Source organism: aff. Roholtiella sp. LEGE 12411, from assembly GCF_015206995.1.
Taxonomy (GTDB): domain Bacteria; phylum Cyanobacteriota; class Cyanobacteriia; order Cyanobacteriales; family Nostocaceae; genus Komarekiella.
In genome coordinates this window covers 1-12,977 of record NZ_JADEXR010000168.1, presented here as the reverse complement: position 1 = coordinate 12,977, position 12,977 = coordinate 1, and the positions used below count along the sequence as shown (strand labels likewise).

The 12,977-nt window shown below is 44.0% G+C and carries 11 protein-coding genes; 6 read left to right on the top strand and 5 right to left on the bottom strand.

The window, feature by feature from the left end; genetic code table 11:
* Positions 1 to 142 precede the first annotated feature (142 nt).
* The 3 genes from rpsO to aroF all read left to right on the top strand — a co-directional run bounded on the left by rpsO (position 143) and on the right by aroF (position 2,205).
* Positions 143 to 412, top strand: coding sequence for a 30S ribosomal protein S15 (gene rpsO, locus IQ246_RS25035; protein WP_194006026.1), 270 nt, complete (start codon positions 143 to 145; stop codon positions 410 to 412).
* A 12-nt stretch (positions 413 to 424) separates the two neighbouring features.
* Positions 425 to 895, top strand: coding sequence for a PAM68 family protein (locus IQ246_RS25030; protein ID WP_194006025.1), 471 nt, complete (start codon positions 425 to 427; stop codon positions 893 to 895).
* 251 nt (positions 896 to 1,146) lie between these two features.
* The gene (aroF, locus tag IQ246_RS25025; RefSeq protein WP_194006024.1) at positions 1,147 to 2,205 is read left to right on the top strand and encodes a 3-deoxy-7-phosphoheptulonate synthase; all 1,059 of its coding nucleotides are present in this window, start codon (positions 1,147 to 1,149) and stop codon (positions 2,203 to 2,205) included.
* Positions 2,206 to 2,432: 227 nt separating this feature from the next.
* Here aroF and IQ246_RS31375 read toward each other — a convergent pair whose 3' ends face one another.
* Positions 2,433 to 2,525, bottom strand: a complete 93-nt coding sequence (locus IQ246_RS31375) for a hypothetical protein (RefSeq protein WP_339379203.1) — start codon at positions 2,523 to 2,525, stop codon at positions 2,433 to 2,435.
* Between the two features lie 899 nt (positions 2,526 to 3,424).
* On the opposite strand from IQ246_RS31375, the gene IQ246_RS25015 reads away from it, so the two are divergent.
* Positions 3,425 to 5,626: an HAD family hydrolase gene (locus IQ246_RS25015; RefSeq protein ID WP_194006023.1), complete on the top strand. Its 2,202-nt coding sequence runs from the start codon at positions 3,425 to 3,427 to the stop codon at positions 5,624 to 5,626.
* Between the two features lie 322 nt (positions 5,627 to 5,948).
* On the opposite strand, the gene topA is transcribed toward IQ246_RS25015, so the two are convergent.
* Entirely contained in the window at positions 5,949 to 8,111 is a 2,163-nt protein-coding gene (gene topA / locus IQ246_RS25010; RefSeq protein WP_194006022.1) for a type I DNA topoisomerase, read from the bottom strand.
* Between the two features lie 158 nt (positions 8,112 to 8,269).
* Here topA and IQ246_RS25005 point away from each other — a divergent pair, with 158 nt between their 5' ends.
* A complete protein-coding gene (locus IQ246_RS25005) occupies positions 8,270 to 9,172 on the top strand; it encodes a phosphorylase (protein ID WP_194006021.1) in 903 nt (300 codons plus the stop codon).
* A 69-nt stretch (positions 9,173 to 9,241) separates the two neighbouring features.
* Positions 9,242 to 10,117, top strand: coding sequence for a GNAT family N-acetyltransferase (locus IQ246_RS25000; RefSeq protein WP_194006020.1), 876 nt, complete (start codon positions 9,242 to 9,244; stop codon positions 10,115 to 10,117).
* A 23-nt stretch (positions 10,118 to 10,140) separates the two neighbouring features.
* Here the strand turns inward: IQ246_RS25000 and IQ246_RS24995 are convergent, their stop codons facing one another.
* The 3 genes from IQ246_RS24995 to IQ246_RS24985 form a co-directional block, all read right to left on the bottom strand.
* Positions 10,141 to 10,773: a response regulator transcription factor gene (locus IQ246_RS24995; RefSeq protein WP_194006019.1), complete on the bottom strand. Its 633-nt coding sequence runs from the start codon at positions 10,771 to 10,773 to the stop codon at positions 10,141 to 10,143.
* Positions 10,770 to 11,609, bottom strand: coding sequence for a S1C family serine protease (locus tag IQ246_RS24990; protein ID WP_194006018.1), 840 nt, complete (start codon positions 11,607 to 11,609; stop codon positions 10,770 to 10,772). Before IQ246_RS24990 ends, IQ246_RS24995 begins: the two co-directional genes overlap by 4 nt.
* A 310-nt stretch (positions 11,610 to 11,919) precedes the next feature.
* Complete coding sequence (locus tag IQ246_RS24985; protein WP_194006017.1) at positions 11,920 to 12,831, bottom strand: S1C family serine protease; 912 nt, start codon at positions 12,829 to 12,831, stop codon at positions 11,920 to 11,922.
* Positions 12,832 to 12,977 lie beyond the last annotated feature (146 nt).

The following is a 12,977-nucleotide window of genomic DNA, read 5'->3' as shown; positions in this document are numbered from 1 at the left end:
CCCATGCCCCATCCCCCATCCCCCGCTTTCAGCAAAAATAATACAGCGTAATCTGAAAAGGTCATTCCGCATCCAGCTTGAGGGCTGTGATATTATGGGAGACTGCTGCATACATTTAGAAAAACTAGAAATTAAATCGATCATGGCTCTGACGCAACTGCGAAAACAGGAAATAATCTCTAACTACCAAGTTCACGAAACCGATACAGGCTCCGCCGAAGTCCAAGTTGCCATGTTAACTGAGCGCATCAACCGCCTCAGCGAACATCTCCAGGCAAACAAGAAAGACCATTCTTCCCGAAGAGGACTTTTAAAGCTAATTGGTCAGCGCAAGCGTCTTTTAGCCTATATCCAACAGGATAGCCGGGAAAAGTATCAAGCTTTGATCGCTCGCCTCGGTATTCGTGGATAGGAACGACCGCTTATGTCTGCTGAAGAATCTGAACGCAGTCGCTTGCCCTTTGAACCAAACAAAAAGCGCCCAAAGCCCGCAAAATCTCAAAGTAAGCCATCAGCACAGCTAAAGACCTCTGAGGGACAGGCTAGCAAGCAGCCGCCTTATACCAAAGAAGAGATGACAATTCCCCAAATAGTCAGTCAGCGGATGATCCGACGAGTGGCTGGATTTTGTGGCATACCAACAGCTTTAGGTATCACTACCCTAGTTGTCAGCTATCTGCTTGCCATCTACTCCGACATCACACTACCTCCCATCGCCGTGTTATTGGTGAACATGGGATTATTTGGTTTGGGGGTGTTAGGAATAACTTACGGTGTTCTCTCTGCTTCGTGGGATGAAGAAAGAGTTGGAAGTCTGCTGGGTTTGGGTGAATTCAGCACCAATTGGGGACGAATGGTGGCGGTTTGGCGCGAAACTCGGCAAAAGAAAGTATAATTCCAGCGCTCAGGCATCAGATGACTGCGGTATTGGGTAGGTTTTAAAGTGAATGTTGAAGTTGAAATTTTATAACTTCAACATTGCTAATTAAAATTTTATAATTCTTTTTGTACTCAATATTTAGTTATTAAGTAGTAAAGCCGCTGAGCGCTGTATTTTGTTCTAATTATTTGTAATTAAACAGATAGGCAACAATAAAGTTAAGCCTATTTGCTAAAAAATCTACTTTACTAATTAGGGACTTTCACATGATTGTCGTAATGAAAAGTGGTTCTCCAGAGACGGAAATAGACCGCATTAGCGAGGAACTAACTACCTGGGGATTGACACCAGAAAAAATTGTTGGTCAACACAAAGTGGTGATTGGTCTAGTAGGTGAAACCGCCAGCTTAGACCCGCTACAAATTCAGGAAGTTAGCCCCTGGATTGAGCAAGTGTTGCGGGTAGAGCAGCCTTACAAACGGGTTAGTCGCCAGTTCCGTCACGGGGAAGCTTCTAAAGTTGTGGTTGATACCCCCAATGAAGTAGTTGTGTTTGGTGAACACCAGCCTTTGGTAATCGTTGCAGGCCCCTGCTCGGTAGAAAATGAAGAAATGATTGTAGAGACAGCACGGCGCGTCAAGACAGCTGGAGCCAAGTTTTTGCGCGGAGGGGCATATAAACCCCGGACTTCACCTTATGCTTTTCAAGGACACGGCGAGAGTGCCTTGGAATTGCTTGCGATCGCGCGCGAAGTCAGTGGACTAGGTATTATTACAGAAGTAATGGACGCCGCCGATCTGGATAAAATCGCAGAAATTGCTGATGTAATTCAGGTGGGAGCAAGAAATATGCAGAATTTCTCCATGCTGAAAAAAGTGGGAGCGCAGTCCAAACCAGTTCTCTTGAAACGAGGAATGGCGGCTACTATTGAAGATTGGTTAATGGCGGCCGAGTATATTATGGCAGCGGGAAATCCAAATGTGATTTTGTGTGAACGAGGAATTCGTACCTTTGATCGCCAGTATACTAGGAATACGCTGGATATCTCAGTAGTACCAGTTTTGCGAAAACTCACTCACTTACCAATCATGATTGACCCCAGCCACGGCACAGGTTGGTCTGAGTTTGTACCTTCAATGGCAATGGCTGCGATCGCAGCTGGTACTGATTCTTTAATGATTGAGGTTCACCCCAATCCCGCTAAAGCCTTATCCGATGGCCCCCAATCTCTAACACCAGACCGCTTCGACAACCTCATGCAAGAATTGGCGGTGATTGGTAAAGCAGTAGGACGCTGGCAGCAACCAGCAGTGGCGATCGCTTAAAATTACGTAAGTTCGATAAACTTCACCTCTGGCTGCCTTAATACCCACAAAGGCAAATAAGCTGTTACGCAAATAAACTTGCATAGTTACTCATGAAGATTGTCAAGAGGAGCCAGTCATGTGCGGGGGTTCCCCCCGTTGAGTGAACTGGCGTTCAAAAGTCAAAAGTAATTCTGGACTCTGGAATGCGTGACTTTTGACAGCCTAAACGCTCATAATATGCAAGTTTATTTGCGTAATAGCCTATGAACAGCACTCAGGATGGCATTAATCCCAAAGCCAAAGCTGATTAGAGTCAGACAGGTGCGAACCCATGCTATCAGAGTAGGCTCGGCGGCGGCACAGTTGCGCTCTTTGGCAAGTTAGGCTTGAATATTAATTAATTTGCGAGCAGGAATAAGATCATTCATTTGACAGCATTTTTTTGTATGGTGGCAATGCCCACCAATATTTTAAATGGTGATCATAGAGACTTTCCTGTACATTATCTATCCTACGATTTATAGTCTATTCATTTGAAAAGCGCTATAAATAAACTAAATTCCTGTCAGGGATTTGTTTGAAACATAATTGCTATTAGGATTTGTCCTGAAACTCTTATGCTGTTTTAAGTTCCTTTGTGCTTCATAGCCACAAAAAGTTGCCTGGCTCTGATGAATGCTAATGTTAAGATGCAAACGTCAGTTATGATTTCTGACATAAAAAGATTGCAATCAAGGAAGCTAGAGTGTGTTGTGACATATTCCACACACTATCATTTCTGGTGCCTCTGCTCCGCGATCGCGGTGAGTGAGAGGCTTCTTTTTGTTTTAGCTAAATATTAGCGAACTTCCTCAAAAACTTTTACTCATGAAAACTAAACGCGAATAAAATCCATGAAATTCGGGAGAAAACTAGTTTCAGATTTCATAAATCATTAGGTTATTCTTTTACCTAAATTTTGTCTATTCTGTCAATGCTTCAGTCTTACTTCAACTCTTTTTTAAACTTTGAGCTAACGCTGGGTAATAAATATTAACGGATGTATTGAAACTATTATGAAGTTGCTAGCTGATTTTGTAACAACCGTAACAAATTTGATATTACTTAATGAAGGAAAATCTATTTTATAATCTGCAAATACCCGCATATTTTTTTTACACTCAAGCGATCAATACAATACCCATGTGTATGAAAAGCTGTACCTAGGCTGTCATGCAACAACATTGAGGAATGCACAATGTCAAATAGCCCAGGGTTGTATATTCTACTAGTCAGTGTTCACGGCTTAATTCGCGGTAACAATTTAGAATTAGGACGAGATGCTGACACTGGCGGACAAACGAGATATGTACTAGAACTCGCTCAAGCCCTAGCCGCAAATCCACAAGTCGAGCGTGTAGACTTAGTAACCCGTTTAGTTAGTGATCCAAAAGTTAGTCCCGACTACGCTCAACCTTTAGAAATTATTTCCGACAAAACTCGAATTATTCGCCTTAACTGTGGGCCGCGTCGCTATCTCCGCAAGGAAGTTCTTTGGCCGCATTTAGATAACTTTGCAGATGAGTTACTAAAGCACCTACGCCAAATTGGAAAATTACCCCATGTGATTCATACCCATTACGCCGATGCTGGATATGTGGGGTGTCGAGTTGCTGGTTGGTTAGGTATACCACTAGTGCATACGGGTCATTCCCTGGGACGTGTCAAACAACAAAGACTCTTAGAACAGGGAACTAAACCAGAAACCATTGAAAATAATTTTCATATAAGCATCCGAATTGAAGCCGAGGAAACGACCTTGGCGAGTGCAGCGTTAATCATTGCCAGTACTCATCAAGAAGTGACGCAGCAGTACGGCATTTACGATCACTATCAGCCGCAACGAATGGTTGTAATTCCTCCTGGGGTGGCGCTTGAACACTTCTACCCAGTGCCTAAAAATTGGCAGGAACCACCAATATATGAGCAATTAAAAAGATTTCTCATAGACCCTCAAAAGCCAATTATTATGGCCCTTTCCCGTGCGGCGATGCGTAAAAATGTTAGCACTCTTGTCAAAGCCTATGGTGAAGATCCACAGTTGCGTCACTTAGCAAACCTAGTTCTTGTGTTAGGAAACCGAGATGACATCACTACGATGGAATCAGGCCCGCGCCAGGTACTCACCGAAATCTTCCAGCTTATAGACCGCTACGACCTTTACGGATACGTTGCTTATCCCAAGCATCACAGTGCCGATGAAGTACCTGAGCTATATCGATTGATTGCGAAAACACGAGGAGTTTTTATCAATCCGGCATTAACTGAGCCATTTGGTCTAACCTTAATTGAAGCTACAGCCTGTGGTGTGCCAATTATTGCCACATCGGATGGTGGGCCGCGAGATATCCTGGCGGCTTGCAACAATGGGATGCTAATCGACCCTCTCGATATTAAACAAATCCAAGATGCTCTGCGAACGTCGCTAACCAATACTGAACAATGGCAACGTTGGTCTACCAATGGCTTGAATAGTGTACAAGAAAATTTCTCTTGGGATAGCCATGTAGAGAAATATCTCGAACGGGTGCTGCAATTGCCGCAACGACGAGTCCAATCTCTGCTCAGTCCTCTGCCAAAAGCTCCAGCAACCGACTTACCTGATTGGAACATACCTAGCACAAACCGCTTACCAACTGCCGATCGTTTTCTTGTTTGCGAAATTGATAACACTCTATTAGGCGACGAAGAAGCCCTACAAAAATTAATCGAGCAACTGCGTAATAAAGGTAACAATATCGGTGTGGGAATTGCTACCGGGCGAAACCTGGAAAGTTCTTTGCAGATGTTGGAAGAATGGCGGTTTCCAATGCCAGACCTGCTAATTGTATCGGCAGGTAGCGAAATCTACTATGGGCCTCAGATAGTCACAGATACGAACTGGCAAAGACACATTAGTTACCATTGGCAGGCTGACGCTGTTCGTAAAGCAATGGAGGAACTGCCTGGAGTAGTAATGCAACCCCCGGAAGTTCAAGGTAAGTTTAAACTCAGCTACTTTGTCGATGAAGCCAAATCAATCAGCTTTAAGGAAATTATGCGTCATCTGCGACGGCATCGACTCCACGTTAAAGGAATATACAGCCATGATCTGTATCTTGATCTGTTACCGATCCGAGCTTCTAAAGGAGACGCCATTCGTTATTGTGCTTTGAAGTGGGGATTACCAATCAAACGCTTTTTAGTAGCAGGTGCATCAGGTAATGATGAATCGATGCTGGCTGGGAATACCCTAGCTGTAGTTGTTAGCAACTACAGCAAAGAAATTGAAAAGTTGCGTGGCTATCCACAAATTTACTTTGCTCAAGGACAGTATGCATGGGGAATTTTGGAAGCACTCGATCGCTATGACTTTTTTGGTAGTCTATCTTACACAGAATCGGAAATGATGGCAGTGTGAAAAAAGATTTCACCGGACTGCGTAGTAAGCTAATGTGCGTCTAAGTTGCATATTCACTGGCTGAGAACGTCATTGGTTATTGGTCATTTGTGATTTGTAAATACTTTTGATCAATGACGAATGACAACCTTCATGAATGATTAAACCGTCATATAGTAATCCGATTTGATTCGTGAACTGACTCGTAGAGACACCGAATGGAGAATGGGGAATGGGGAATGGGGAATGGGGCATGGAGAAGAAGTAATAAAGATGTACTGAATTTTTTTCCCAAATCAAATACTAGCCCTATAGCTAGTTTGCTGGGGATAATTGCTTGTATTTACTTTAAGTTGCCAAACTTGGGACTCCACCAGCCTTTGGCCGTAGTGAAATAAGCTGCATCTTTATGCTTTCGGTCATTCCGAGACTGAGGGTCAGAACACCGGAGCATTGTTTTGCTCTGTCCTTCTTTGGTATAGCTATACTCCTCTAGAGGTTTCTTACATACTGGACAGGGATATTTGGTGATTAAGGCTTTCGACATTTGAGGATTTTCACCCTTAGCTGCCTTAGATCGAGGTGGTTCCCAAGTTTTGTTGAGATCGCTCCAAAATAAGACAGTATCTTCACAGCCGCTAATACATTTGAGGAAGTATTTCTTTTTGACCTTAGTGCTGGGAATTTTGGCTAGAAAGTTGTTGCACTGTTGACAACGGGTCTTAGAAGTTTCATATTTACGCTCTTCTACTGCTGAAGCTTTTTTTGGAGATGAGGAACTGACGATCACAGTCTTGGCTTTTGCTAAAGCTGGCGCAAAGTAATCTTGATTCCAATCTGTAAGGTAGTGCTGCCAAGAGTGTTTTCCTTGGGCGATCGCATCTAGAGCATCTTCCATCTTGGCAGTAAATTCTGCCTCCAGCAAATCCGGCAACGCCTCGACCAAAAAAGCATCAACTTCTAGCCCCAAAGTTGTTGGTTGTAAATGTTCTTTTGTTAACTGCACATAACCGCGATTTTTGAGAGTTGAGACAGTTGGTGCATAGGTACTGGGACGACCAATTCCTTTACGCTCCATTAGCTGCACCAGTTTGGGTTCACTGTAACGGGGTGGTGGCTGTGTCTGTTTTTGCTCATGTCCGGCATTCTCCAGAGTGAGCGCCTGCCCTTGCTGCAAGGAAGGTAGAATCGTGTCTTTGCTGAGATTGTTCCAATACCGAGCATAACCGAGAAACTCTACCACTTGCCCACGAGCAAGCCACAGCAAAGAACCAGATTGAGTAATTACCTGAGTCTTACGCAGTTGAGCAGCGCGACACTGAGAAGCAACCGCCCGTTTCCAAATCATCACATACAAGTTAAATTCCAAAGCCGAAAGTTCCTCTCGCAATTCGGCTGAGGGACGAAATATATCTGTGGGACGAATCGCCTCGTGTGCTTCCTGCGCTGTTTTGACACTGCGATGTTTGGCAACTTGCTGCGGTACATTTTGCGGATCATGCTGTTCCAACCACTGTTTCACACTGGCACAAAACTCTGGACTTAACATCACTGAGTCTGTCCGCATATATGTAATTAACCCTGCCTCATAGAGCTTTTGGGCTAAAAGCATAGTTTGGTCTGGAGCAAATCTCAGCTTGGAACCGGCTGCTTGTTGGAGGGTAGAGGTGGTAAATGGTGGAGGTGGTTGGCGAGGAACAACTTTTCCTTCAACTTGAATAACTTGATGAGGATAGCGCCGTGCTTCTGCAACTAGGCGTGTTGCTTCGGCTTCTGAGAGAACCCGTTTAGATTCTGGTGTTTGTTTGCTATTTCCAGCTGCATCATCATGAGCTTCTACTTCTTGCTCCGGTGCATCTGAGCGAGTATTCACCGTTCCTTTGTAAAAAGCACGGAACCCAAGAGCGTAATCTACCCAGACACTCCAGTAGTCTTGAGGCACAAAATTCAGAATCTCTGTTTCTCGCTGACAAATCAGGTGTAATGTCGCACTCTGAACTCTTCCGACACTCTTAGCCCCGTTGTTCAGCGCCCAGACTAGGGGGCTTCCTTTGTATCCAACTAACTTGTCCAAGCAATCTCGGCACAATCCTGCACCTACCAAGTTAAGGTCAAGCTTTCTCGGATTGGCGATCGCTCCTCGAACAGCAGATGCTGTAATCTCAGTATAAATAACTCGTTTTGGTTCTTTTAAACCCAGCACCTCTTGAAGATGCCAAGCGATGGTTTCACCCTCTCGGTCTGGATCGGTTGCTAATACAACCTCATCAACCTGCTTGGTAACTGCCTTTAGCTGCTGAATCGTTTCCTTTGCTCGTTGATCACGAGGGACATAATTGCATCGTATACTCCTACCATCCATAGTGAAGCCTAATGAATACTCACCCTGATCACTGAGTTCTCGGATGTGCCCACAACTGGCACGCACAATCCACTCTGAACCTAGAATTTGACTGAGCTTTTTGACTTTACCAGGAGATTCAACGACTAGAAGGCGTTTCGGCATAGCACCTGCTTTTTGGGATGTTAGATAAAAATAGGTAGTTAATTCTTTAATACTAGAATAAGAGGATGTTTTAAAAGTTTTAGGCGAATAGAATTCGCTACTACACAAACAAAGTCCGCCTGCGCGGACTAACCAAAAATATGTTGGCAGAAAAATAAATGGCACAAGGGAAAATATTGCTGAAATCTGGCACTTTATGGACAAGTGTCAAAGAGCGAACTAAACATGCTTTACAATGCGGAGCACTGCTGTCAATACCAACAGAGTTTGAATTTGTTGAACAGGATGAAGTGCGTTTTTTGGTACGAATTTTATCCAATCTTGACCGCAAGGATGCAGCTAAACAGAAACAGAAAAAACAAACTGTTTCCTCTGGCAAAGATTTTAATCCATTTCTACCCTACGAAGAGGATTTGTTTGTTGCGGATATTTCCGATACTCATGTATGTATTTTGAATAAATTCAATGTTGTTGAATATCACTTACTAATCATTACCCGTGTCTTTGAGGAACAAGAAAGTTTACTTACGGTAGAAGATTTTGTAGCTATGTTGGCATGTTTGGCTGATTTCGATGGTTTAGCATTCTACAACAGTGGCAAGATTGCAGGTGCTAGTCAGCGACACAAGCACTTACAAGTTGTACCTTTACCATTGACACCATCAGGAGCGCAGATACCCATTGAACTGCTGCTAGCATCGGCAAAGTTTCAGGACTCGATCGCAACTATACCTGGATTTCCTTTTGTACACGCTTTTGCAACTATAGACCCCCATTGGGCGTCCCCATTAGCAGCGGCTGAGGCAACTCTGGAATGCTATCACACTTTATTACGTGCTGTGGGTTTAAACGGTGTTGATGGCAAATCTGGTGCTTACAATCTTTTAGCAACGAGAGAATGGATGTTAATCATCCCGCGATCGCAAGAGCATTTCCAGTCTATATGTGTGAACTCATTAGGCTTTGCGGGTGCGCTGCTGGTGCGAAACGAACAAGAAATGAAAATTCTCAAAGACCAAGGCCCAATGACCATACTCAAGAACGTCGCTTGCTCAATGTAACTGTTCTGGAATTTACTGGAATTTATTTTGTAGTATTTGTAGTGCTACATGATCAATTGAGAGTAAGATATGAACCAGTATCACTTCAAACAATCATTTTCTGCTGACTCTGCCTTAAGCGATAAGCTTTTTGACTTGTTAGAAGACACATTTCCCGGACTCAGCAGTATGGCAGAATGTGGAAGAAAACTAGGTGCATCCTGGGAAACAGCCTCGACACCGTTTATTCGGTTTCATGATGATATAGCCATTACCCATGTAGGAGTGTTAGAAATTCCTATGCAAATTATGGGACAAAGGCTAACTGTGGGAGGAGTCCATGCGGTAGCTACCCGTGCGGAATTTCGCCGCAGAGGCTATTACCGTCAAGTGATGGAGGAAGTACTGGAATATTGCGACCAACGTTATGAAACAATAGTATTGACGACACCGCAACCAGAGTTTTACCTACCTTTTGGCTTTCGTGTTATCAAAGAATACATTTTCAAAGTCAAGTGTGACTCTACAGGTGGCACTGATGGCTTGAGAGTGCTGAACTTTGCAGATATCAAAGATTTCACATTGCTGCACAGACTTTTGGAAACACGCACACCTGTATCTAATATTGTTGGAGTAGTCAAGGAAAAACCCGTGTTTTGCGTCAATGAAGGAAGCCGTCCCTTATATTATGTGGAAGATTTAGATTTAATCGCTTGCATGGAAATAGAAGATAGTAGACTTCATCTTTTTGATCTAGTGGCAACGCAGATATGCTCTTTAAACGAGATTCTGGCTAGGATACCTCAACCCATTGCAGAGGTAGTGATCTACTTTAGTCCTGAACATCTCGATGTCAAAGATGTGCAATCATTTCCTCATGAATTTGATGAAACTGTGCTGATGGTTCGCGGTACATTTGCAGCGGAGGGGGAGAAATTTATGCTACCGCGTTCTGCGAGATGTTGAGGAAAAAAGGGTAGTCAGGAGAATCACAGCATAATTAAACCTAGTCGCACACCTACAGCAACAGCCTCAGTGCGGGTGGAGACACCGAGCTTTTGAAAAATCGATGAAAGATGAAATTTAACTGTATGCTCAGAGATGTGCAAACCTTTAGCGATCGCCTTATTACCCAACCCAGAACCGAGCATACCTAAAACCTCTATTTCTCGTGGTGTCAAGCTTTGCACAGGTGTCACTACTTTTTCTCGCACAGAAAGCAACTCCAAAAAATCTGGGTGTAGCACCACTAAACCAAAAGCGATCGCCTCAACAGCAGCGACAATTTCCGACTCTGTACTGATGCTGGGTAACATACCCCGGACACCAGAACGTAAAGCCATCTCTAAGTCGATGCTGTCAAGTTCCTCAACAATTACAATAATTCCTAATGGGTATTGCTCCTCTTGAATGAACAGCAATTTTTCCCACACCGATTGTTGAAGATTCCCGCTCAAATCTAGTAGCACTACATCAGGTTGTAATTGCCCAACTTCCCTTGCAAGTACATCCAAATCGGATGCACTTCCCACAACCGTCAGCGTGGTAGAATTATTAGTCACCACAGCTGATAACCCTGCTCGCACCACAGGGGAAGTCGCAACTACCATGACTCGGATCATGTCGCCTCCACGGCATTCCCACTCTGCACCGCAATATACAAAACAAATTGCTGTCCACCGCGCAGCACTTGTAGAGGAAGTGATTGGTTATTGTTGCTTTGATGGAGATATTTAGCTAAATCGTTGGGGTTAGTAAACAAACGCCCCGCAACTCCAATTAACACATCACCGATTTGTACTCCGGCGGTTTCTGCTGCACCACCAGGTAAAATTGACAACACTAATAAACCCAAGGTGCGTCTGTCTAAAAGCACAGATTGTAGTGTTACCCCCAGTTGTGGGCGATTATCACCGCTTAAAAAACGGTCTACAGTGCTGCTGGGAACTGCTACAGCCAAACCATTGGCAATCATAGTGTTAATACCTACGACTCGACCGAGACAGTCAGCAAGCGGCCCTCCAGAATTACCAGGATACAGCCGCAGATCTGCCATAACCGCCCGCGAATTATTGGCAGATATAATTCCGGTAGTAACAGCACCACTGTCTGCAAAGGGATTTCCTACTGCTAAGACTAATTCACCTACTCGCAGCGCTTCAGAATTGCCAATCGTTGCAGCAGTTAAGTTAGTAGCAGCAATTTTTAGGGCTGCCAAATCTTGCTGTGGGTTAAATTGTGTACGCACTGCATCAAATACTTGTCCATCTGACAATTCCACAGTGGCACTGTTGCTGGTTGCTACATGGGCATTTGTGATAATTAGTCCGTCAGGTTGCCAAATTACACCGGAACCGACTCCTAGAGAACCACTTTTTATTTTGACAGTGCTATTGCGTAGCTTAGCAGCTACTGCTGTTAATTCAGCAGCTATGTTGTTAAATGTTATGTTTGCCATGTTATACGGTTTTTTTTGCTGGCATGGATATTTTTTGTCTCACGCATAGACGCGGAGGCGCAAAGAATAGTCTAGTTTTAAAACCCGATTTGTTAAGGTTTTAGGCGGAGGTGTTTTGAGCTTGAAGTTTTGAGTTTTGAGCTGGAAGTTTTGAGTTTTGAGCTGGAAGTTTTGAGTTTTGAGGTTGAAGTTCTGAGTTTTGAGGTTGAAGTTTTGAGTTTTGAGGTTGAAGTTTTGAGTTTTGAGGTTGAAGTTCTGAGTTTTGAACTTGAAATTTTGAGTTCTGAGCTTAAGTGAACGTGTAAAAATGTCAATCTTCTTTGATAGGACGTTCACTAACTGCGATCGCTAGCTCAACTAATGTTCCACCTCGTACAACTTGGACTTTGACGGTTTGACCAATGCGATCGCCACTATTGAGAAGTGCTAGTACATCACCAGTATCATTTAATGTAGCACCATCAAATGTTATTAACACATCCCCAAGCAAGACGCCTGCATTGTCAGCAGGCCCAGAAGGTTCAACGTTGACGACAATCACTCCGCTAGCAGAAGTTAAATTGAGGGCAGTTTTGAGATTTTTTGGTAAGCGTACAGGTTGCATACTTACACCCAAGTAACCCTTGGAAATACGTCCTTTTGCTACCAATTGGTTAACGATGCGATCGACTGTAGCAACGGGAATCGTCAGAGCAGTACCGCGCCTTCCTGATGTATTCATGCCTACTACATAACCAGCAGCATCTACAAGGGGCCCGCCTGCAAAGCCAGAGTAAAGGGTGATATCTGGGCGAATAAATTGGTCAATATTACCACCGTTCATGCTCCGCCAAGCACCACTAACTACACTCACCGCACCCATCGCCGCTCGCAAGTCACCTTCGCTACTTCTTGCTAGTCCCAGTATCAAATGACCAACTTTGAGCGTTTTTGCATCGCCAATTTTGGCCACGGGAATTTCTACATCTTGGAGTTTGAAGACAGCTACATCAGTGCTAGAGTCATGACCAATAGGTGTGACAGGTACAGTGCGCCCATCTGATAGGGTAATGGTGATTTCGTCATAGCGCTGAAGCGACTCATCAGAAGTAACAATGATCCCATTGCGCCAGTGAATACCACTTGGGGAAACACGTCTACCCGCATTTACAGCAACCACAGCAGTCCCAGCTTGCTCTACGGTGTCAGCTAAACTGTTAGACAGAGCCAGTAATGAAGACATAAGATTTTTTTGCAACCGTTTCTAGATGTTCATATCTTGCCGTTTTCTCCTTACAAATCACATCAGAAAAATGGGCAGAATTTACCCTAGAAAAATAGCTAGGGAAGTGGGGGAGTGGGAGCAGAGCTTCCCCATGCCCCATGCCC